At 66.0% G+C, this 22,105-nt stretch carries 19 protein-coding genes and 1 pseudogene; 8 read left to right on the forward strand and 12 right to left on the reverse strand.

Features of this window, described 5'->3' with window-relative positions:
* Positions 1–93 precede the first annotated feature (93 nt).
* Genes lptB through IT472_RS07920 form a run of 5 tightly spaced genes read right to left on the reverse strand, consistent with a single transcriptional unit; the run spans position 94 to position 3,435 of the window.
* Positions 94–813, reverse strand: coding sequence for an LPS export ABC transporter ATP-binding protein (lptB, locus tag IT472_RS07900; protein WP_297180622.1), 720 nt, complete (start codon positions 811–813; stop codon positions 94–96).
* Positions 813–1,331 (reverse strand): lipopolysaccharide transport periplasmic protein LptA, encoded by a 519-nt coding sequence (lptA, locus tag IT472_RS07905; RefSeq protein ID WP_297180624.1) that lies wholly within the window; start codon positions 1,329–1,331, stop codon positions 813–815. The genes lptB and lptA overlap by 1 nt, the downstream gene beginning before the upstream one ends.
* The gene (lptC, locus tag IT472_RS07910) at positions 1,315–1,869 is read right to left on the reverse strand and encodes an LPS export ABC transporter periplasmic protein LptC (protein ID WP_297180626.1); all 555 of its coding nucleotides are present in this window, start codon (positions 1,867–1,869) and stop codon (positions 1,315–1,317) included. Before lptC ends, lptA begins: the two co-directional genes overlap by 17 nt.
* Before the next feature lie 22 nt (positions 1,870–1,891).
* Positions 1,892–2,437: an HAD hydrolase family protein gene (locus tag IT472_RS07915; protein WP_297180628.1), complete on the reverse strand. Its 546-nt coding sequence runs from the start codon at positions 2,435–2,437 to the stop codon at positions 1,892–1,894.
* Complete coding sequence (locus IT472_RS07920) at positions 2,437–3,435, reverse strand: KpsF/GutQ family sugar-phosphate isomerase (RefSeq protein ID WP_297180630.1); 999 nt, start codon at positions 3,433–3,435, stop codon at positions 2,437–2,439. Before IT472_RS07920 ends, IT472_RS07915 begins: the two co-directional genes overlap by 1 nt.
* A gap of 55 nt (positions 3,436–3,490) precedes the next feature.
* Between IT472_RS07920 and IT472_RS07925 the strand changes: the two genes are divergently transcribed.
* Both IT472_RS07925 and murA read left to right on the forward strand, forming a co-directional pair.
* Positions 3,491–3,724, forward strand: coding sequence for a BolA/IbaG family iron-sulfur metabolism protein (locus IT472_RS07925; protein ID WP_297180632.1), 234 nt, complete (start codon positions 3,491–3,493; stop codon positions 3,722–3,724).
* Entirely contained in the window at positions 3,724–4,980 is a 1,257-nt protein-coding gene (gene murA / locus IT472_RS07930; RefSeq protein WP_297180634.1) for a UDP-N-acetylglucosamine 1-carboxyvinyltransferase, read from the forward strand. Before IT472_RS07925 ends, murA begins: the two co-directional genes overlap by 1 nt.
* 18 nt (positions 4,981–4,998) lie before the next feature.
* On the opposite strand, the gene IT472_RS07935 is transcribed toward murA, so the two are convergent.
* From IT472_RS07935 to IT472_RS07955, 5 genes are all read right to left on the reverse strand, one after another.
* Entirely contained in the window at positions 4,999–5,499 is a 501-nt protein-coding gene (locus tag IT472_RS07935; RefSeq protein WP_297180718.1) for an O-acetyl-ADP-ribose deacetylase, read from the reverse strand.
* A 29-nt stretch (positions 5,500–5,528) separates the two neighbouring features.
* Entirely contained in the window at positions 5,529–5,984 is a 456-nt protein-coding gene (locus IT472_RS07940; RefSeq protein ID WP_297180636.1) for a L,D-transpeptidase family protein, read from the reverse strand.
* Positions 5,985–6,058: 74 nt separating this feature from the next.
* Positions 6,059–6,544, reverse strand: coding sequence for a PH domain-containing protein (locus IT472_RS07945; protein ID WP_297180637.1), 486 nt, complete (start codon positions 6,542–6,544; stop codon positions 6,059–6,061).
* A gap of 43 nt (positions 6,545–6,587) precedes the next feature.
* Positions 6,588–6,980: an MAPEG family protein gene (locus IT472_RS07950; protein WP_297180638.1), complete on the reverse strand. Its 393-nt coding sequence runs from the start codon at positions 6,978–6,980 to the stop codon at positions 6,588–6,590.
* Positions 6,981–7,016: 36 nt separating this feature from the next.
* Positions 7,017–8,669 (reverse strand): M28 family peptidase, encoded by a 1,653-nt coding sequence (locus IT472_RS07955; protein WP_297180656.1) that lies wholly within the window; start codon positions 8,667–8,669, stop codon positions 7,017–7,019.
* 297 nt (positions 8,670–8,966) lie between these two features.
* Between IT472_RS07955 and gpmI the strand changes: the two genes are divergently transcribed.
* The 3 genes and pseudogenes from gpmI to IT472_RS07970 all read left to right on the forward strand — a co-directional run.
* Positions 8,967–10,511 (forward strand): 2,3-bisphosphoglycerate-independent phosphoglycerate mutase, encoded by a 1,545-nt coding sequence (gene gpmI / locus IT472_RS07960; protein ID WP_297180659.1) that lies wholly within the window; start codon positions 8,967–8,969, stop codon positions 10,509–10,511.
* Positions 10,511–11,737, forward strand: a complete 1,227-nt coding sequence (locus tag IT472_RS07965) for a peptidoglycan DD-metalloendopeptidase family protein (protein WP_297180661.1) — start codon at positions 10,511–10,513, stop codon at positions 11,735–11,737. Before gpmI ends, IT472_RS07965 begins: the two co-directional genes overlap by 1 nt.
* Before the next feature lie 393 nt (positions 11,738–12,130).
* Positions 12,131–13,399: pseudogene (locus tag IT472_RS07970) on the forward strand (S41 family peptidase); the annotation flags it as partial.
* Between the two features lie 53 nt (positions 13,400–13,452).
* Here the strand turns inward: IT472_RS07970 and IT472_RS07975 are convergent.
* The gene (locus tag IT472_RS07975; protein ID WP_297180663.1) at positions 13,453–14,145 is read right to left on the reverse strand and encodes a rhomboid family intramembrane serine protease; all 693 of its coding nucleotides are present in this window, start codon (positions 14,143–14,145) and stop codon (positions 13,453–13,455) included.
* Positions 14,146–14,327: 182 nt separating this feature from the next.
* Here IT472_RS07975 and IT472_RS07980 point away from each other — a divergent pair, with 182 nt between their 5' ends.
* A complete protein-coding gene (locus tag IT472_RS07980; RefSeq protein WP_297180665.1) occupies positions 14,328–15,740 on the forward strand; it encodes an outer membrane protein transport protein in 1,413 nt (470 codons plus the stop codon).
* Between the two features lie 284 nt (positions 15,741–16,024).
* Here the strand turns inward: IT472_RS07980 and putA are convergent, their stop codons facing one another.
* Complete coding sequence (gene putA / locus IT472_RS07985) at positions 16,025–19,222, reverse strand: bifunctional proline dehydrogenase/L-glutamate gamma-semialdehyde dehydrogenase PutA (RefSeq protein ID WP_297180668.1); 3,198 nt, start codon at positions 19,220–19,222, stop codon at positions 16,025–16,027.
* Between the two features lie 225 nt (positions 19,223–19,447).
* Here putA and coxB point away from each other — a divergent pair, with 225 nt between their 5' ends.
* Positions 19,448–20,446 (forward strand): cytochrome c oxidase subunit II, encoded by a 999-nt coding sequence (gene coxB, locus IT472_RS07990; protein WP_297180670.1) that lies wholly within the window; start codon positions 19,448–19,450, stop codon positions 20,444–20,446.
* Positions 20,447–20,477: 31 nt separating this feature from the next.
* On the forward strand, positions 20,478–22,100 hold the full coding sequence (gene ctaD / locus IT472_RS07995; RefSeq protein ID WP_297180672.1) for a cytochrome c oxidase subunit I: 1,623 nt from the start codon (positions 20,478–20,480) through the stop codon (positions 22,098–22,100).
* The last annotated feature ends 5 nt before the right edge of the window (positions 22,101–22,105 follow it).

Below are 22,105 nucleotides of genomic sequence, written 5' to 3' on the forward strand. Positions count from 1 at the left end.
GGTCTTGCGGATGACTCAGCTACAAACGAGGTTCCCACCAGCCATGGATGGCGTGGGCTGACAATTCCTGGATGAAGGGTTCCGCCTTCCCGCCTAGAGGCGGAACCCCTCGCCGAGATAGACACGGCGCACGTCCGGGTCCTCGAGCAGGTCGCTTGGTGCGCCCTGTGCCAGCACCGCGCCTTCGGCCAGGATGTAAGCGCGATCGCAGATGCCCAGGGTTTCGCGGACATTGTGGTCGGTGATCAGCACGCCGATCCCCTTGTCGCGCAAGTGGCGCACGATGCGCTGGATCTCGTTGACCGAAATCGGATCGACGCCGGCGAAGGGTTCGTCGAGCAGGATCATGCGCGGCTTGCCGGCCAGCGCGCGGGCGATCTCGACCCGGCGGCGCTCGCCACCGGACAGGCTGGCGCCCAGTTGGTCGGTGACGTGGCCGATCTGCAGTTCGTCCAGCAGCACGTTCAATTCATGCTCGCGGCCGGCATCGTCGAGGTCGGGCCGCAGTTCCAGCACCAACCGCAGGTTGTCGGCGACCGAAAGCTTGCGGAACACCGAGGCTTCCTGCGGCAGGTAGCCAATGCCGAGGCGGGCGCGGGCATACATCGGCCGGTCGGTGATGTTGGTGTCATCGAGCAGGATCTGCCCGGCATCGGCCTCGATCAGGCCAACGATCATGTAGAAACAGGTGGTCTTGCCGGCGCCGTTGGGCCCGAGCAATCCGACCACTTCGCCGGGATTGAGGCTCAGGTTGAAATCGCGCACGACGTCGCGGGCGCGGTAGCGTTTGCGCAGCCCTTGTGCAACAAGCATCAGGGCGTTTCCCCGCCGGCCGCCCCACCCTTGGGAAGAATGCGCATGTGCACGCGCCCGCCGCCTTCGCCGCCGCTTTCGATCTGGCCGGTCTTCAGGTTGTAGACCACCCGCTGGCCGCTGAGGCTGCCGCGGTTCTGGTGGATGGTGACGTTGCCGGTGAGGACCATGACCTCGTTGCGCATGTCGTAATCGACGTTGGCTGCAGTCGCCTGGATGCGGTCGCCATCATCCATGTCCTGCTTCAGGGTGACGCCGCCGCTGAGCTGGGCACGGTTTGGATTGCCCCCGCTTTGCTGGATCACGGCGCGGGCTGCAGTTACCCGCAGCGAACCTTGGGTGATGAGGACGTCGCCGCTGAGCGTGCAGCTGGCGTTGGCACCGAGGCCGCAATCGCTGCGCCCGGCCTCGATGTCCATCGGCTTGTTGCGATCGGAGCTGAGCGCGATGGCGCTGCTGCAGGCAGCGGCGAGCAGCAAGGCCAGCGCAAAAGCGGGGAGGTCACGGCTGCGGGGCATAGCGGTTGCGCACCTGGGAAAGGAGGGACACCTGGCGACGATCGAAATCCGCCAGCAACCCGACGCCTTCCATTGTAAGGCCGGGACGGGTGATGGTGACCTTCCCGGCGGACGTGGCGCGATGGTGGTCCAGGTCCAGGGTCAATTGATCGGATTCGATGCGCGTGGCCGGAGGCCTGTCTGCAGGGCTTTGCGCGCTGACCCGACCGCGCACCTCGAGCCGCCCGCCGCCCGGCGGCACGATGCCTTCATCGGCATGAATTTCCCAGTACGACCCGACGGCGTCTGGCACGAGGAACTCCGGTGTGGCCAAGCGCATGGCCCGATCGGTTGGATTGCGTTCCAGCACCGGGCCACGCAGGGTGAATTGCTCCTTGCCACGCGCATCCAACGAGGTGATTTCGTAATTGCGCAGCAGGTAGTCGGGGCGTGCATGCAATACCCCCGTTTCGATCGGGCGGGACATCCGCCAGACCGACCAGCCGCTGGCGATCGCGGCGGCGAGCAGCAGCAAGGTCAGGATCGTGCGCCAGTTCATGCGATGTTCCGACGGCCCGGGCTCATGGGTGCTCTCCGTGGGCAAGGATCGCCTCGGCCCTGCCTTGGGCGTGCAACAGCAGGTCGCAGGCGTCGCGCACCGCGCCATTGCCGGCGCTGCGCGGGGTGATCCAGTGGGCGGTTTGCAGTGCCCACCGGTGCGCATCGGCCGGTGCCAGCGCGAGACCGACGCCGCGCAGGGCGGCAAGATCCGGCAGGTCGTCGCCCATGAAGGCCACTGCGTCCATGCCGATTGCAAGGTTGGCGGCCATCCGCTGCAGGCAGGCCAGCTTGCTGCGTTCGCCCAGGTGCACGTGGGAGATACGCAACTCGTGGGCGCGATTGGCCGTCACCTGGCTGGGGCGGGCGCTGACCAGGGCAGTTTCGATCCCCGCGTGCCGCAGCAGGACCATGCCCATGCCGTCCTGGACGTGGAAGCGCTTGCTCTCGCGGCCTTCGCTGTCGAAACTCAGGCCGCCGTCGGTCAGGGTGCCGTCGACGTCGAAGCCGATCAGGCGGATGCGCGCCGCGCGTTCCAGCACCTCGGCGGGGTAGTCGGGATGCGTCATCAGACCACCCTCGCGCGCAGCAGGTCATGGATATTGAGCGCGCCAACCACGCGCCCGCTGTGGTCGGTCACCAGCAGGGCATTGATCTTGTGCGCCTCCATCAACTGCGCGGCTTCCACCGCGAGCGCATCGGCGTCGATGGTCTTGGGTGCCTGCGTCATCACGGCGTCGATGCGGGTGTGGCGCAGGTCGACGTGGTCGTCGTCGAGGCTGCGGCGCAGGTCGCCGTCGGTGTAGAGACCGAGCAGGCGATCCTCGCCGTCGACCACCGCGGTCATGCCCAGGCGCTTGCTGCTGATCTCGACCAGTGCCTCGCTGATGGTGGCGTCCGGGCGGACCTTGGGGATTTCCTTGCCGACGTGCATGACATCGGTGATATGCAGCAGCAGGCGCCGCCCCAGCGCCCCGGCCGGGTGCGAGCGGGCGAAATCGTCGGAGGTGAAACCGCGCGCTTCCAGTAATGCAACCGCCAGTGCATCACCCATGGCCAGGCTCGCGGTGGTGCTGGAGGTGGGTGCGAGTTTGAGCGGGCAGGCTTCCACGGGGACGCTGACGTCGAGGTGGAGATCGGCCTCCAGTGCAAGCGCCGAGCCGGGGTTGCCGGTCATCGCGATCACCCGGTTGCCCTGCCGGCGCAGTGCCGGCAGCAGCAGCAGGATCTCGTCGCTTTCGCCCGAGTAGGACAGCGCCAGCACCACGTCGGCATCGGTCACCATGCCAAGATCGCCATGCGCCGCCTCGCCCGGATGGACGTAGAACGACGGCGTACCGGTCGAGGCCAGGGTGGCGGCGATCTTGCGGGCGACGTGGCCGGACTTGCCCATCCCGGTGCAGACCACGCGGCCGCGGGAACCCAGCACCATCCGGCAGGCCGCGTCGAACTGGGTGTCGATCCGGCCGCCCACGGCGGCCAGCGCCTCGCTCTCGGTGGCGAACACGCGACGGCCGCTGGCGGCGAAATCGAATTCGTCCGGACGGGCGGTGTGGACGGGCTGCATGGGGCGTTTCCGCTAGACTGACAGGCCAGTTTACGCGAGCGCAGCTTCCTGCCCCATGAATACCGATGCCATTCGCCAATTGATCGAAGCCGGGCTGCCGGGTGCGCGCGCCGAAGTGCGCGGCGACGATGGCGTGCATTTCGAGGCCGTCGTGGTCGCCGAGGCCTTCGTCGGCAAATTGCCATTGGCCCGCCACCGGCTGGTGTATGCCACCCTGGGTGAACGCATGGGCGGGGAGATCCACGCCCTGCAGATCAAGGCCCTGACGCCCGCGGAGGCGGCCGCCTGATGCAGAAGATCCTGGTGTGCGGCGGCAAGCGACTGGTCGGCGAGGTCCCGGTCTCCGGCGCCAAGAACGCGGTGCTGCCTATCCTCTGCGCGACCTTGCTGGCCGACGGGCCGTGCGAGATCGAAAACGTGCCGCACTTGCAGGACGTGCTGACCACCGCGCGCGTGCTGGAAGGGCTGGGCGCGCAGGTCGAGCATGTCGGCAGCGTGATGACGGTCGATGCCTCGCGGGTGGACAAGCACGTCGCACCGTACGAGTTGGTCAAGACCATGCGCGCCTCGGTGCTGGTGCTGGGGCCGCTGCTGGCGAAGTTCGGCGATGCCGAAGTCTCGCTGCCGGGCGGCTGCGCGATCGGCTCACGGCCGGTCGACCTGCACCTCAAGGGGCTGCAGGCACTGGGTGCGGACATCGTGGTGGACCACGGCTTCATCCGGGCCAGCTGCAAGGGACGCCTGCAGGGCACGCGGCATGTGTTCGAACTGGTCAGCGTCGGGGCCACCGAGAACGTGTTGATGGCCGCGGCATTGGCAGAAGGGCGGACCATCCTCGAAAACGCGGCGATGGAGCCGGAGATCACCGACCTGGCCGATTGCCTCAACGCGATGGGCGCGAAGATCAGCGGTGCGGGTACCCCGCGGATCGTGATCGAAGGCGTGGAGCGCTTGTCCGGTTGCACCCACCGGGTGATCGCCGATCGGATCGAAACCGGCACCTTCCTGGTCGCCGCGGCGATGACCGGCGGCCGGGTGACGACCACCGGCGCCCGCCCGCATACGCTGGATGCGGTGCTCGGCAAGCTGCGCGAAGCCGGTGCCGAAATCATCGTCGACAAGAACCACATCACCCTCGACATGCATGGCCAGCGCGCGAAGGCCGTGAACATCACCACCGCGCCGCATCCTGCATTCCCGACCGACATGCAGGCGCAATTCATGGCGCTGGACTGCGTGGCCGATGGCGTCGGTGTGATCAACGAGACGATCTTCGAAAACCGTTTCATGCACGTCAACGAATTGCTGCGCCTGGGCGCCGACATCCGCGTCGATGGTCATGCCGCGGTGGTGCGTGGCGTCGACCGGTTGCAAGGTGCGCCGGTGATGGCCACCGACCTGCGTGCCTCGGCCTCGCTGATCCTCGCGGGTCTGGCTGCGGAGGGTGAAACCCTGATCGATCGCGTCTATCACCTTGATCGTGGCTACGAGAACATCGAGGCCAAGCTCAGTGCCTTGGGTGCGGATATCCGGCGCGTCGATTGAAGCGGTCCGTGGTCAGGGTCAGGGTGCGTCGAGCAGGGCGCGGTAGACCGCCCGGTCGTCGTTGCCAAAGCAGCAGAACACCACGCGGCGCAGCGAACGCGGTCGGTGCGCACGCGCACAGGCAAGCGCGATCCGCGCCGCCGGCGCCTTGGGATACCCATACACGCCGGTGCTGATGGCCGGGAAGGCGATCGATTCGAGGGCGAGCGTTTCGGCGAGTGCCAGCGCGTTTTCATAGCAGGCCGCCAGCAGTTCCGGTTCGCCGTTGGTGCCGCCGCGCCAGACCGGCCCGACCGTATGGATCACGAACCGCGCCGGCAGGCGATGGCCGGCGGTGGCCTTGGCTTGGCCAACGGGACAGCCGCCGAGCGGGATGCATTCCTCCAGCAGACCGGGTCCAGCGGCGCGATGGATGGCGCCATCGACCCCGCCGCCACCGAGCAGGGTGCAGTTGGCGGCATTGACGATGGCATCGAGTGCCAATGTGGTGATGTCGGCCTGGATCGCCTCGATCCGCAGAGACGATGGGGCCACGGACGCATGCTGCGTCATGGCACGATTTCGATGGGCGTGGGGATGCGCACCAAGGTCCAGAGTGTGGTCATGTCCGCGTTCGAGAGCGCGATGCAGCCGTCGGTCCAGTCCATGGGGAGGGTGACGGTCGAATCCGCTGCAAGCCGGAGGCCATTGGGTTGACCGTGGATCATGATCGCCCCACCGGGGCTGACCCCGAGCTGGCGGGCGTTGGCCCTGTCCTGACGGTTCGGATAGGAGATGTGGATGGCACGGTAGTACGCACTGTCAGCCTTGCGGAAATCCAGCAGGTAGCGGCCTTCCGGCGTGCGGCGGTCACCCTCGCGCTGCTTGTGCCCAAGAGGCGTGCCGCCAAGCCGAATGGCAAATCGGTGCATCACTTGGCCGTTGCCGATCAGGGTCAGGGTCCGGTCTGACTTGTCGACGCGGACCAGATCGACGCGGGGGGTTTGGGCATTCGCAAGGGACACGCAAAGCAAAATGCCAAGGAAGGGCAGGAGCCTGCGCATCGGGTGTGGATTCCTGCAACTGTCGAAAGTCGGGTTTACTCGGGATCGTGGGCCGCCGAAGGTTCGCCGGCGGTGGCCTCCATGCCGGTCAGCGCCAGACTGCGGAATTTCAGCGGGTCGGAGATGTAGGGAATCGGTGCATGGGTGCCGCCTGATCCGGTGATCACCACGCTGCCGTAGTTGAATATTCGGCCGAGGATCGACTGGTTGACCTGCAGGCTTTCGACCTTGCTGTGCCGTAGCTCCACGGTTTCACGGCGGATGAATCCGAACTTGGCGATCACCCGTGCGCTGGTGACTGCCAGCTCGGTGGAAGCGACGTGGATCCAGTCCTTGATGGCCAGGAACAGACCGTAGGCCAGCAGCAGGTAGCCCAGGATCGCAAATGGCAGTGGCAGCAACAGCGACAGCGCGGCACCGAGGAGCAGCCAGAACAGCACGTCGAGGTAGATGAACCAGTGGATCCGGGCCTGCACGATCACGGTTTCGCCGGGGACGAGGACAGATTGGACGTAGCTCACGTTGCCTGCCTGCTTGGGGTCTGATTGGGCCGAGGCTACCGCATCATCCGCCGACGTGCAGCGCAGCGGACACCATCAGCGCGATCATGCAGGCGAAGCCGCCCAGCCAGCACAGGCTGCGCAGGGCCTGCTGGACGGTAATGTAGAAGACGCCGTGGAGGATGCGGAAGGCCACGAACGCCATCGCCAGCCAGCCAACGTGCTGCGGATCGACTTGGGTGAATTGCGCCATCAGCACGGCGACAGCGAACGCCGGGAATGCTTCGAACGCGTTCTGGTGGGCGGCATAGGCGTTCTTCACCAAGTAGCTGTCCTGCTTGGCGATCCAACCGCGCGGATCCTTGTTGTTGTAGCCGGGAACCGCACGCTTGGCGATGAGCACCCAAACGTAGGGCAAGGCAGCGGCGATCAGGATGCACCAGTAGGCAAGGGTCATGGCCAGTCCTCCGGGAGGGTGCGAGAAGGGTAGCGTTTACTTCGGTGGCTGTCTGGGCGGGCTGGGTTGCCGCGCCGCGGGGACGGGCAGGCGTGGCGGACGCATGGCGTCGCGCGCTGCCTTGAATGGGCTGCCTTCGCGCCAGTCTGGCCATTGGCCGCTGTTGGCAAGGGTTGCGCCCACGGAATACAGCGCCTGCACGTCCTCGACGATGCCCTCGAAGTTCCAGTGGGCAGGGTCGTAGTGGTCACCCGGCTTGTGGTAGCGGTGTTCTCCGTAGTCTCTGAGCGCGGCCTTTCCGGCCGCTGTCCCGCCGTCGATGAGATCGGTACCGCTGTCGAGATAGAGCGCGGGCACCCCCGCACGGGCAAAACTGAAGTGGTCGGATCGGAAGTAATAACCGGCGGTCACGTCGTCTTCGCCGACCATCCGGCGCCCCTGTTGATCGAGCGCTGACTGCAGCAACTCCTCGAGCTGGGAATTGCCCTTGCCAACCACGGTCGAATCGTGTGCTCGTCCGATCGGCATGGGTGCGTCGAGGTTGATGACGCCAGCGGTCTTGGCCAGCGGGATGACTGGATGGGCGACGTAGTAGCTGGAACCGAGCAGTCCGGATTCCTCCAGCGTCACGGCGAGGAACAGGACCGATCGGCGTGGCCTTGGATGTGCGGCGGCGAAGGCTTCGGCTAACTCCAGCAATGCGGAAACACCGGTCGCGTTGTCGACCGCACCGTTGTAGATGTTGTCCCCGGGTTCCTGCGGGTGGGTGCCCAGGTGGTCCCAATGCGCCATGTAGACGATGGCTTCATCGGCATTGGCGGTCCCCGGCAGCAGGCCCAGCACGTTGCATGAGGACTTGGCTTCGATCGTGCTGTCCAGTTCCAGCGACAGGCTGGCGTTCAGCGGGATCGGCTTGAATCCGCGCAGGTTGGCGGCAGCGCGCAGGGTCGCCAGGTTCAGTCCGGCGGCCTTGAACAGTGCTGTTGCCGCCGGCTCGGTGAGCCACCCCTGAGCCGTTAGCCTCGGTGCGGCGTCGTCGCCGGGGCGCAGGTCGTATCGTGCGCCGGAGAAGGAATTGCGCACCACGTTCCAGCCGTAGGACGCCCCCCTGTCGTCGTGGATGATCAGCGCTGCTGCTGCGCCTTGGCGCGCAGCTTCTTCGAACTTGTAGGTCCAGCGCCCGTACAGGGTCATGCGCTTGCCGTCGAACAGGGCCGGGTCATTGGCGTGGAAGCCGGGGTCGTTGACCAGCATCACCACGGTCTTGCCGCGGACGTCGAGGTTGGAGTAATCGTTCCAGCCTCGCTCCGGGGCATTGACTCCGTAACCGACGAACACCAGCGGGCTTTCGGCAAGGCTGACGTGGCTGCGTCCGCTGCGCGTCCAGACCAGCATGTCGTCACCGTAGGCAAGGTCCTGCCGGGTCGAACCTGCGGTCACATGCATGACGACGGGGGGTTTGGTGCTGGTCTCCAGCATCGGCACGGTCTGGAACCAGCTGGCGCCGTTGCCCGGCTGCAAGCCGATCCGGGCGAACTGCGATCGGATGTAATCGACGGTCTTTCCTTCGCCGTCGCTGCCGGGTGCGCGGCCGCCGAACGCATCGGATGCGAGGGTCTGGACGTGGGCGGCCAGGTCCTGGGTGCGGATTGTCGGCGAAAACGCATGGTCTCCGGCGACCGCGGTCACCGCTTGGGCGGCCCGGGGATCTCCGCTTCCGATCGAAGTGCCTTCACTGCGCTGAGTGCATGCACACAAGACGCATACGAGCACTGGCAGCAGCGTGGCTTGGCGCATTGCGAAGCTCCGTTTCCGACCGGTTGATTCTAGGGCACCGGGGCGGCGATACGGCGGGAGATTCGTGCAGTCCAGTGGCGTGACACGGGAAGGCGGGTGGATATCCCTCGTGGGCCGTCGAAGGACGCAGTCATCGCTACAATTGGGTGGTCGCCGCGCGCATGCGCGATCCCACGTGCAGGAGATTCCGTGCCCGATTCCACGCCGCAGCGTCCCAAACCCGTCGTCCTGTTGATTCTCGATGGCTGGGGACACCGCGAGGAAACAGCCGACAATGCGTTGGCACTGGCCGAATTGCCCCATTGGCGGCAGCTGTTGGCAACGTGCCCGCACACGCTGGTCCACACCGAGGGTCGGTTCGTCGGTTTGCCGGACGGACAAATGGGCAATTCCGAGGTCGGGCACATGAATCTTGGTGCCGGACGGATCGTCTATCAGGACCTGACCCGGATCGATGCCGCGATCGAGGATGGCAGCTTCTTCGCCAATATCGAACTGACCGCCGCCTGCGCTGCCGTCCGCTGCGCAGGAACCACCCTGCACCTGATCGGGTTGCTCTCGCCGGGCGGCGTGCACAGTCACGAACACCACATCTTCTCGATGCTGGAATTGGCCCACCGCGGCGGCGTGCCACGGGTGGCCGTGCACGCGCTGCTGGATGGACGCGACACCCCGCCACGCTCGGCCGAGGCCAGCCTGCGCAAGTTGCAGGCGCTGTGCGAATCGCTGGGCAATGCTCACGTCGCCAGCGTCGGCGGGCGTTATTTCGCGATGGATCGTGACAAGCGCTGGGAGCGGGTTCGGCGCGGCTGGGATGCCATCGTCGAGGCGCAGGCCGAACATCGCGCCAGTGATGCGGTCGTCGCGCTGCAGGCGGCCTATGCCCGTGGCGAGAACGACGAATTCGTCGTCCCGACGGTGATCGATGGCGCACAACCCATCCGCGATGGCGATGCAGTGGTGTTCATGAACTTCCGCGCCGATCGCGCCCGCCAGCTCAGTGCCGCGTTCGTCGCGCCGGGATTCGACGGATTTTCCGCGCGCCGACCGAAGCTTTCCCGCTTCGTCTGCCTGACCGAATACGACGCCACCCTGCCGGCACCGGTGGCGTTTGCACCGGATGACCTGCGCCATACCTTCGGCGAATTGCTGGCCGAACAAGGGCTGGCCCAACTGCGGATCGCCGAGACCGAGAAATACGCCCACGTCACTTTCTTCTTCAGCGGCGGGCGCGAGTCGCCGTTTGCGGGCGAAGAGCGCATCCTCGTGCCCAGCCCCAAGGTTGCCACGTACGACCTGCAGCCGGAAATGAGCTGTGGCGAGGTCACCGACCGGTTGGTCGATGCCATCGCGTCGGGACGCTTCGATGCGGTCGTCTGCAACCTGGCCAATCCGGACATGGTGGGCCACAGCGGGATCCTCGGCGCGGCCATCCGTGCAGCCGAGGCGGTCGACACGGCGATAGGCCGGATCGACGCCGCCGTGCGCGCGGCGGGTGGCGCTTTGATCATCACCGCCGACCATGGCAACTTGGAAATGATGCGCGACCCGGCCACCGGCCAGCCGCACACCGCGCACACCGTCGGGCCGGTGCCGTTGGTCTATGCCGGCACGCGCAAGGCCACCTTGCGCGACGGTGGGGCACTGCGCGACGTCGCCCCGACCCTGCTGGACCTGCTGGACCTGCCCGCGCCGGCCGAAATGACCGGATCCAGCCTGCTGCTGCCGGGCTGATGCGCAGTTTGCGCGCCCTGCCTGTCCTTGTGCTCGCGCTGGTGTTGGCGGGGCCTGGGTACGGCCAGTCCGGCCAACAGGCGACGGATGCCCAACAGCGATTGCAGGGGGTGCGCAGCGAATTACGCGCGGTCGCAGCCCAGCGTCGACAAATCGAAGGGCGTCGCGGTGAAGCCAGCCGGCTGTTGCGTTCTGCGGATGAGGCCGTCGGTGCGAGCCAGAGGGCGCTGGAGCAGACCCGGGGCGAGTTGGCCCAGACGAACCAACGGCTCGTGCAATTGCAGTCCGAGCGTGCGCGCTATTCGGGGGACATGGCGTCCCGACGCGCCGAGCTTGAGCGCCTGCTGCGCGCCGCGCAGGCAGGCGCCGATGCGAAACCCCTGAAGGCGCTGCTGGCACAGGATCGGGTGGCGGATGCCGAACGTGCGTTGATCCTGCAGGGCTATCTCCAGCGTGCCCAGGTCGAGCGCATCCGCACATTGAGTGCGGAGATCATGCGCATCCAAGCCTTGGAAACCGAGATGGTGGAACAGCGGACGGCCCTGGATCGAGCCCGTGTTGCGCAGGCGGCGCAGGTGTCGCAGTCGCAGGATGCCCGCAAGGACCGGGCCAAGGTGATGGAAGCCCTCGACCGTCAGTACCGTGACCGTGCCGCTCGCGAGCGCGCGCTCGGTCAGGATGCACGGGCGCTGCAGACCCTGCTTGCCCAATTGCGGGCAGCGGCGGCCAAGGCGGCGCGTGAGGAGGCGCGTGCGCGCGCCCAACGCGAGGCTCCTCCAGCGCAGCGCGCAACGGCGCCGCGCCCGGTGGATCGGGCCCGGGTCGCGACTGCGCCTGCGCCTCGGGTGGGTGGCATGGGCTGGCCGGTCGCCGGTGGCCTGCTGGCGGGGTTCGGTGGACGCATGCCGGACGGACGCCGCAGCGATGGGGTGCTGATCGCGGCGGCTGCGGGGACCCGGGTCCAAGCGGTGGCCGATGGCACGGTGGTGTTCGCGGACTGGATGACCGGCTACGGCATGATCCTGATCATCGACCACGGCAACGGCTACATGAGCCTGTACGCGCACAATGACGGGCTGCTGCGGCAGGCAGGTGACGCGGTGCACAAGGGCGATGCGGTCGCCACGGTCGGCTCGTCCGGCGGCCAGGCGATGCCGGCGCTGTATTTCGAATTGCGTCGTGACGGCAAACCGGTGAATCCATCGGCCTGGCTGTCCCGGCAGTGACCGCAGGCAATCGCGCAGCGGCAGGCAATCATGCAACCATGGGCTGGTGCTGCCCCGCGCTTTCCCGCTGCGCGCGGTCCCATGGGTAAGTTTGAACAATTCCATCCTGGAGTTGTCAGCCCACGCCAAGTCCGGTCGTTGCCCGGACTTGGCTCACACGGATCAAGCACTTGCGTGATCGATTCGTGGCCAGCCATCCTTGGCTGGCAGGAACCTCTGGATTATTCAGAGATTCCCAAGCCATCGGAGAGTCGGATGCGGAACCCATTGCTGTGTGGTCTGGTTGCACTGGTGCTTTGCCAAGGCGCGGCATTCGCCCAAGAGACGCCTGCTTCCGCTGAGCCTGTGCATGGGGTCCCTGCGGCTGCGGGGGATCCTGCGGATGAGGTTGGGGCGCCCGATGATCCGGATGCGGCAACGCTCGAAGGCGCGAAGGTGCCACTCGACGAAATCCGCCGCTTCGTCCTGGTCTACAACGCGATCAAGCAGGCCTACGTCGACCCGGTTGACGACCAAGCCCTGATGCGCGCGGCGATCCGCGGGTTGCTTCTGGACCTCGACCCGCACAGCGCCTACATGGAGCGGAGCGACGCCGAGCAGTTCGACGAACAGACCCGTGGCAGTTACGACGGCGTGGGCCTCGAACTGCAACAGATGCCCGACGGCAGCCTGCGAATCATCGCCCCGATCGACGATAGTCCGGCCGATCGGGCCGGGCTGCGTAGCGGAGACCGCATCATCGCGATCGACGGCAAGGCGCTGCGCGCAGGCGAGGGCGATGTTTCCGAACCCCTGCGCGGCGCGGCCGGGAGCAGGGTGGTGGTCAAGGTCATCCGTGCCGGGGTGGCGGCGCCGTTCGACGTCATCCTGACGCGTGCGACCATTCGCACCGCCAGCGTGCGCTCGCGCCTGCTCGAGCCGGGTTACGGCTACATCCGCATCGCCAGCTTCCAGGCTTCGACGGCGGAAGATTTCGTCAAGCAACTCGTTGGATTGCAGAAAAACGGCCCGCTGCGCGGGCTGGTGCTGGATCTGCGCAGCAACCCGGGCGGATTGCTGGTGGGTGCCGTGCAGATCGCCGACGAACTGCTCGACCGTGGGCTCATCGTCAGCACGCGTGGTCGCAAGTCAATCGGTAACAGCCGCTTCGAAGCCACGCCTGGGGACCGCCTGCAGGGTGCGCCAGTCGTCGTCCTGGTTGATGCCGGTTCGGCCAGTGCGTCGGAAGTGTTGGCAGGAGCGCTTCATGACAACCACCGTGCGCGCGTGGTCGGCAGTCGCACCTTTGGCAAGGGATCGGTGCAAACCCTGCTGCCGCTGGACAACGGTGATTCGGTCAAGATCACCACGGCGCGCTATTACACGCCCAGTGGACATTCGATCCAAGCGCTCGGGATCGTCCCGGACGTGCTCTTGCACCCGGAAGGTGGACAGCGCCGCCAGGCCCCCGTCAGCGAAGCGGAACTCCCGGGGCACCTGGCCTCGGAGACGGGGGCGGTGGAAGGTGACAATGCCGGCGAAGTGCTTCCGGGTGAAGCGCCGGTTGCGGCCGCGCTGGCGGAATTGAAACGCATGGCCGCCCCGGTTGCAGCAACGACGGCCACCGTGGCGCCCAAGCCGACGCCGCCCAAGCCGCCGAAAGCGGCCGCGGGGCATCCTTGAGGCATCCCCGGGCCTGATCGGTTCGATGGGATTTCAAGGCTGCGTCGCGTGGATCAATACCCGCGACTGTGACGCAGGCGACGTGCGATCGCTGCGCGGGTCCCCAGTGCGAACGCAATGCCGAACACGAATCCACCGATGTGCGCCGGCCATGCAACTGCACCCAGCGCCGGCCCACTGTGGGCGAACAACACCTGCAACAAGGCCCACAGCCCGATCAGCAGGAAGGCGGGCACGCGCACGAACTGCAGGAACAACCCGAGCGGCAGCACCACGCCCAGGCGCGCACCGGGGAACAGTGCCAGATAGGCACCGATCAGGGCAGACACCGCACCGCTGGCCCCAATCACCACCCGGTCCGGCGTGCCGATGGCAAGCACCGCAGCCAGGTTCGATGCCGCTCCCCCGAGCAGAAACAGCAGCAGGAAGCGCCATCCGCCCATGCTGCGTTCCGCAGGCAGGCCGAAGATCAGCAGGAAGATCAGGTTGCCGAGCAGGTGGATCCAGTCTGCGTGCAGGAACAACCCCGAGAACAAGCGCAGGATGCTGCCGTCGACGATCGCATCGCGCCACGCCGAACCGCTGTCCAGCCCGCCTGTGAGCACGCCCCAGTCCAAGGTGGTGGCGATGCGACCGGCGGGCGCACGCAACGCCGCGACCACATAGGCAAGCCAAAGCGATGCAAACAGCAATGGCGTAGCCCAGAGGAAGCGCGGTTTCTTGCGGGGCGGAATTCCAACGAACATGGGGGACAGGTCAAATCGTGGCAAAACAGATGTTATAAGACAGTTAAAAATGCGCTATAGTGGACATACGGCATGGTACGTCGACGGGTCGGGCGTTATCGAACCTGGCGAAGGCCCCAGTGCGTGCCGTGCGTTCAAACATCCAATCCTTCATGCAGCCCAGTTCTACGGAGAGTTCCATCATGAGCAACAATCGCAGTCTTCGCGCTTCAGCGCTTGCGCTGGCCGTCCTCGGCACGCTGTTCGTAGGCCAGGCCGCCGCTTCCGGATTCCAGCTTCGCGAACAGAGCGTCAAGAACCTTGGCCGCTCCAGCGCCGGCAGCCTCGTCGGCAAGGACGCGTCGGTCGTCTCGCTCAATCCCGCGGCAATGACCAACCTTGACCAGCGCACCTTCCAGATGGACGCCACCGTCATCGACCTGTCGGCGACCTTCCATGGCGGTGGAACGATCTTCGGCCTGCCGGCATCGGCTGCGACTTCGCTGACCGGCGGCAATGGCGGTGACCCCGGCGATCCGACCCTGGTTCCGAACATGTCTGCGGTGTTCCCGATGCACGGTTCGCTCGAGGGCCTGTACCTGGGCGCCAGCGTGGGTGCGCCGTTTGGCCTGAAGACCGAGTATGCCCCGGGCTGGGTCGGCCGCTATCGCGCTATGACCTCGGACCTGAAGACCGTCGACCTGACCCTGTCGGCAGCAATCAAGTTCAACGAGGTCGCTTCGGTCGGCATTGGCCTGATCTACGAACACGCGCAGGCAACCCTGAGCAAGTCGATCGACTTTGGCTCTGCCATCTGTGCGCAGGCTGCTGCCGGTCTGCCGGCACCCAACACCGGCAACGTGATGCTGACCTGCTTCAACCCGGGCTGGGCGCTGTATCCGCTGTACCACCCGCAGTCCGCCGACGGCAGCCTCGTGATCAATGGCAGCGACACCAACATGGGTTACGTGGTGGGTGCCCAGATCAAGCCCAATGAAAGGCTGACGATTGGCCTCAGCTACCGTTCGGAGATCCGCCACAACCTGCGCGGCACGATTGACTTCAATGGCGTGCCGGCCCTGCTCGGTGCCGACCCGCGCTTCGTCGATAGCCCCGGCGGTGCGAAGTTGGTCACCCCGAGCATCGCCACGATCAGTGCGAGCTATGCCTTCACCGACCGCTTCCGGATGATGTTCGACCTCCAGCACACCGGCTGGAGCTCACTGCAGGACGTGACGATCGTGCGCTCCTCTGGCGTGGTCGTGGGCTCCGAGGATTTCTCGTGGGGCGGCAGCAACTTCATCTCGGTCGGCGGCGAATATGACCTGAGCGATGCATTCACGATGCGGTTCGGCGTGGGCCACGACCAGACGCCCACCAATGACCTGACCCGGACCCCGCGCTTGCCCGACAACAACCGCATGATCTACTCGATCGGCGGCACCTGGAACGTGTCCGAGAACCTTTCGCTGGATGCGGCCTACCAGCGGATCGAGATCAAGACCCCGCACATCGCATTGCCGGCGGATGTGGCGCACGGCAACACCTCGTCGCTGTACGGCTATTTCAATGGCCATGCCAACTTGTTCGGCGTCTCGATGCAGTACCGGTTCTGATTGATCCGTTTGGATCGGTTCGTCGAAGGAGCCCCGCGCAAGCGGGGCTTTTTCGTTGTGGAGGACATCGTGGCGCACGGTGAACACGGTTCGAGGCGGATTGCTCGACGTCCGTTCGCGGGAATCCTCCTCGCCACCAACGGGGATTTGCGTGATGGACTGCTCGCCCTGTGGTGCGGGTGACCCCACCACCCCAGCGCGGCCCTAGTGCAGCCCGCACGGTTATCCGCACCGTGATGCGGTGGCGCTTCCCGTGGCAGGCCTCGCCGCTCTCCCTCGCTTGATCAGTCGCCCAAGGTCAGCAGCGAGGCATTGCCGCCGGAGGCGGTGGTGTTGATGGTGACGGTCTTCTCGGTGACGAAGCGCAGCAGGTAATGCGGTCCACCGGCCTTGGGGCCGGTGCCGGACAGTCCCTGGCCGCCGAACGGCTGCACCCCGACCACCGCGCCGATTTGGTTGCGGTTGACGTAGATGTTGCCAACCCGCGCACGTGCCACGATGCGTTCGACGGTGGCGTTGATTCGCGAGTGGATGCCCAGGGTCAGGCCGAATCCGGTGGCGTTGATGGCGTCGATCACGGCGTCGAGTTGGTCGGCCTTCCAGCGGATCACGTGCAGGGCAGGGCCGAAGTTTTCCCGGGTCAATTGCGTGATCGACTGGAGTTCCCAGGCGCTCGGCGCGATGAAGGTGCCGTGCTCGGTGTCCGGGCCCAGCGGCGTGCGTGCGATCAGGCGCGCGTCCTTGTCCATGGACGCGCCGTGCTCGGCCAGCGCGCACTGGGCGTCGCTGTCGATGACCGGGCCAACGTCGGTCGAGAGCAGACCCGGATCGCCGACCTTCAATTCGGCCATCGCGCCGGCGAGCATGGTCATCACCTTGTCGGCGATATCGTCCTGCACCAGCAGCACGCGCGCCGCCGAGCAGCGCTGGCCGGCCGAGGTAAAGGCGGAGCCGATCACGTCCTTGATCACCTGCTCCGGCAGCGATGAGCTGTCGGCGAGCATCGCGTTCTGGCCGCCGGTCTCGGCGATCAGGACACCGATCGGAGCATGTTCGCGCGCAGCCAGCGCGCGGTTGATCGCCCGCGCGGTGTCGGTTGAACCGGTGAAACACACGCCTGCCACGCGTGGATCGGAGGTCAGCGCGGCGCCGATGGTGGCGCCATCGCCGGGCACGAACTGCAGCACGCTGACCGGGATGCCGGCTTCGTGCAGCAGTTTGACCGCGGCCTGGCCCACCAAGTTGGTCTGCTCGGCGGGCTTGGCGATCACGGTGTTGCCGGCCGCCAGCGCGGCTGCAATCTGGCCGAGGAAGATCGCCAGCGGGAAGTTCCACGGGCTGATGCAGACGAATACGCCGCGCCCCGACAACTGCAGTCGGTTGCTTTCGCCGGTTGGCCCGGGCAGCGCCAGCGGCGCGAACTGTTCGCGCGCCTGCAGGGCGTAATAGCGCAGGAAATCGACCGCTTCGCGCACCTCGGCAACGCCGTCGGGCAGGGTCTTGCCGGCTTCCTTGGTGCACATCGCCATGAATTGGGGGGTGCGCACTTCCAGCAGGTCGGCGGCGTGCTCCAAGATCGCGGCGCGCGATGCGGCCGGGGTGGCGTCCCAGTCCGGCTGTGCTGCCGTGGCATTGACCAGTGCACGTTCGAGGGTGATGGCGTCGGTGGCCTGCCAGCGACCCACGGTTTCACGGCGGTCGGCCGGGTTGGTGACATCGGCAAAGGCTCCGCTCGGGCTGGCCCCCGGCACCAGCGGGCCGGCTGTCCAGCTGCCGGCGCCGGCGGCGTTGATCGCCTTGGCCAATTCCCGAAGTGCGTCGTCGTTGGCGAGGTTGATGCCCATGGAATTGCCTCGGTTCTGGTTCTGGCTGCGATACAGGTCGACCGGCAGCGGGATGCGGGGGTGCGTGATGGACGTCAGGCTGGCTACGAACCCGGCAGGGTCACGCACCAGTTCCTCGACCGGGATGCTCTCGTCGGTGATCCGGTTGACGAAGCTGGAGTTGGCGCCGTTCTCGAGCAGGCGGCGCACCAGGTAGGGCAGCAGGTCTTCGTGGCTCCCGACCGGCGCATACACCCGGCAGGGCGCGTCGAGGCGATTGGCGGGAATGACTTCGGCATAAAGGTCATCACCCATGCCGTGCAGTTTCTGGAATTCGAAATCGCGTCGGTCCGCCATCCTGCGTGCCATCTGGTACACGGTGGCAATGGTGTGGGCGTTGTGGGTCGCGAACATCGGATACAGCGCATCGCCGGCATCGATCATGCGGCGGGCGTTGGCGAGATAGCTGACGTCGGTGTTCTGCTTGCGGGTGAACAGCGGATAGCCACCCAGCCCGTCCACCTGCGCGCGCTTGACCTCGGCATCCCAATAGGCGCCCTTGACCAGCCGTACCGGGATCCGGTGGCCGCTGCGACGGGCCAGGTCGACGAGGAAATCGATCACCCGTGGTGCGCGCTTCTGGTAGGCCTGCACGGCCAGGCCGTAGCCGTTCCAGCCCTCCAGCGACGGGTCGGTGAGGGTGGCTTCGATCAGGTCGAGGGACAGCTCGAGGCGGTCGGTTTCCTCGGCGTCGATGGTGAAGCCGATGTTGTACGACTTGGCCTGTCGCGCCAGTCCGAGGATGCGTGGCGCCAACTCGGCCATGACCCGGGCGCGCTTGGCGTGCTCGTAGCGCGGGTGCAGGGCGGAAAGCTTGATCGAAATGCTGGGCGCGGAAAAGACGTCGGTGAATGGCCCGGTGCCGCCGATCGCGGCGATCGCGCTGCGGTAGGCTTCAAGGTAACGTGCGGCGTCGGCGGCAGTCAGTGCGGCCTCGCCGAGCATGTCGAAGGAATAACGGTAGTTGGCGCCTTCGCCCTTGCGGCTGCGCGAGAGCGCCTCGCCGATGGTCCGGCCGAGCACGAACTGGTGGCCCATGATCTTCATCGCCTGGCGCACGGCCAGGCGGATCACCGGTTCTCCGGCGCGACCGATCAGCCGCTGGAAGGCGCCGTAGGCATCGCGCTTGGTGTCGTCGGCGAGATCGACCAGCCTGCCTGTGAGCATCAAGCCCCAGGTGGAGGCGTTGACCAGTACCGATTCGGACTGGCCCAAATGACGTTTCCAGTTGGCGTCGCCGAGCTTGTCGCGGATCAGCGCGTCAGCTGTGTCCTGGTCCGGGATGCGCAACAGCGCTTCTGCAACGCACATCAGCAATACGCCCTCGTCGCTGCCGAGGTCGTATTGGCGCATGAAGGCTTCGACCACGCCCTGGTCGCGCGCGCGCGCGCGTACACGCCGGACCAGGTCTGCTGCGGTTTCCTGCGCGAGTGCGTGGTCAGCAGCCGGCAATTCGGCGATGGCCAGCAACTCGCGGACATGCTGTGCTTCGGCCAATGACCAGCCGGCCGTGATCGCGGCCCGCGGTGCTGCCAGTTGTCCCGGGAGTTCCGGGTCTAGGATCGCTGCGGCGGGAACCGGGATCGAATCGCTGCTCATGCACGCGGAGGTCTTGCGTCGGGCCCAATAGTGTAAGCGAGAGCGGGTTCAGCCATCGGATGGTTGCCGTTGTCGGCCTGCACCAGTAATCTTGATTTGGATCAAGCCTGCCACGGCGTTGATGTGGCAAGGCGAGGGGAAGGTTTCGGAACCCCGGGGAACACGCGTGGGCCGGCTGTGGCCCGGCGTGGCTGTGGGGTGGACTGATTACAGGGCTTTGACGTGATGACATCCGGTCGTTTGAAACTGCTCGCGTTGGCCCTGGCTAGCGCATTTCCTTGGGTTTTGCATGCGCAGCCAACCCCCTCCGGGCCTGCGGACCCGCATCCGTGGCAATTGAACCTCGTGCGTGGCGTCACGCCCACCGCTCACGCCGCCTACGACGCCCACATGATCGTGCTGTGGGTGTGCGTGGTGATCGGGGTGCTGGTGTTCGGTGCGATGGCGGTTGCGATCTTCCGGTTCCGCAAATCCAAGGGTGCCGTGGCGGACACCAGCTTCACCCACAGCACCAAGCTGGAAGTGGTGTGGACCGCAATCCCGATTCTGATCCTGATCGGGCTTGCGTTCCCGGCGACCAGCGGCCTGTTGCGCATGTACGACACCCGCGATTCGGCCATGACGGTCAAGATTACCGGCTACCAGTGGATGTGGAGGTATGAGTATCTGGGCGAGGACGTCACCTTCACCAGTCGCCTCGACCGGCGCAGCGACGAGCTTCGCCAGAGCCGCAAGGTGGTCAATGCCGACGACGATCCGCACTACTTGCTCGACGTGGACAATGTGCTGGTGTTGCCGGTCGACACCAAGGTGCGCTTCGTGCTGACCGCCGACGATGTCATCCATTCGTGGTGGGTGCCGGCATTGGGCTTCAAGCAGGATGCGGTCCCCGGCTTCGTCAATGAGGCCTGGGCACAGATCGAAACGCCCGGGATCTATCGTGGCCAGTGTGCCGAGTTGTGCGGCAAGGACCATGGCTTCATGCCGATCGTGGTCAAGGTCGTGAGCAAGGAGGAGTTTGCTGCCTGGCTGGCCGCGCAGAAGCAGAAGAATGCACCTCCGGCAGCGCCTGCACCTGCACCCGTGGCACCAGCCGCGCCCGCGCCCGCAGCCGACCCTGCCGCGCCCGCGCCCACAGCCGACCCTGCCACGCCCGCGCCCACAGCCGACCCTGCCACGCCCGCCGTCACCGCGCCACCTGCCGCCCCGGCGACGGTTGGCTGATCCACGTATCGCATTCGAGAAGGCACGCACAATGTCCGCAACCCACCCAGACGCCATCGGCCACGACCACGGCCATGACGCTCACCACCAGGGCTTCATCGACCGCTGGTTCTTCTCCACCAACCACAAGGACATCGGCACGCTGTACCTGGTGTTCAGCTTCACGATGGCGATCTTGGGTGCGGCGCTGTCGGTGGGGCTGCGTGCCGAGCTGGCCGAGCCGGGCCTGCAGTACATGAAGCCGGAGTTCTTCAACCAGCTCACCGCGATGCATGCGCTGGTGATGATCTTTGGCGCCATCATGCCGGCGTTCGTGGGCTTGGCGAACTGGATGATCCCGCTGCAGATCGGCGCCCCGGACATGGCGTTGCCGCGCATGAACAACTGGTCGTTCTGGATCATGCCGTTTGCCTTCGCCCTGCTGCTGATGACCTTCTTCCTGCCCGGCGGTGCGCCCGCCGGTGGCTGGACCATGTACCCGCCACTGTCCCTGCAGGGTGGTTACAACCTCGCGTTCGCGATCTTCGCGATCCACATGATGGGCGTCAGTTCGGTGATGGGTGCGATCAACATCATCGCCACCATCCTCAACATGCGCGCGCCGCAGATGGACCTGCTGAAGATGCCGATCTTCTGCTGGACCTGGCTGATCACCGCGTTCCTGCTGCTGGCGGTGATGCCGGTGCTGGCCGGTGCCGTCACCATGCTGCTGACCGACCGCTTCTTCGACACCAGCTTCTTCAATGCAGCGGGCGGCGGCGACCCGGTGATGTACCAGCACATCTTCTGGTTCTTCGGCCACCCGGAGGTCTACATCATGATCCTGCCGGCGTTCGGGATCGTGTCGGAGATCATCCCGACCTTTTCGCGCAAGCCGCTGTTCGGCTACCAGGCGATGGTCTACGCCACCGCCGCGATCGCCTTCCTGTCGTTCATCGTCTGGGCGCACCACATGTTCGTGGCGGGCATGCCGCTGGGCGGCGAGGTCTACTTCATGTTCGCCACCATGCTGATCTCGATCCCCACCGGGGTGAAGGTGTTCAACTGGGTGACCACCATGTGGCGCGGATCGCTGACCTTCGAGTCGCCGATGCTGTGGGCACTCTCGTTCGTGGTGCTGTTCACCATCGGCGGCTTCTCCGGCCTGATGCTGGCGATCGTGCCGGCCGACTACCAGTACCACGACACCTACTTCGTGGTCGCCCACTTCCACTACGTGCTGGTGACCGGCGCCCTGTTCGCCATCATCGGGGCCATCTACTACTGGTGGCCGAAGTGGACCGGGCGCATGTACAGCGAGACGCTGGCGAAGATCCATTTCTGGTGGACCTTCGTGTTCGTCAACATGGTGTTCTTCCCGCAGCATTTCCTCGGCTTGGCCGGCATGCCGCGACGCATCCCGGATTACAACGTGGTGTTCGCGGACTGGAACCTGATCAGCACGATCGGCGCGTTCTGCATGTTCCCGACGCCGTTCTTCATGGCCTTCGTGCTGTGGCGTTCACTCAAGACCGGCGCCAAGGCCGAGGCCCGTGCCTGGGAAGGTGCGCGCGGCTTGGAGTGGACCGTGCCGTCGCCGGCACCGCACCACACATTCCAGACACCGCCGGAGATCCACCCGGGAGACTTGGCCCACGGTGACCCGGCCCACTGAGGGAG

Source organism: Thermomonas sp., from assembly GCF_020850895.1.
In the GTDB taxonomy this organism is placed as follows: Bacteria; Pseudomonadota; Gammaproteobacteria; order Xanthomonadales; family Xanthomonadaceae; genus Thermomonas.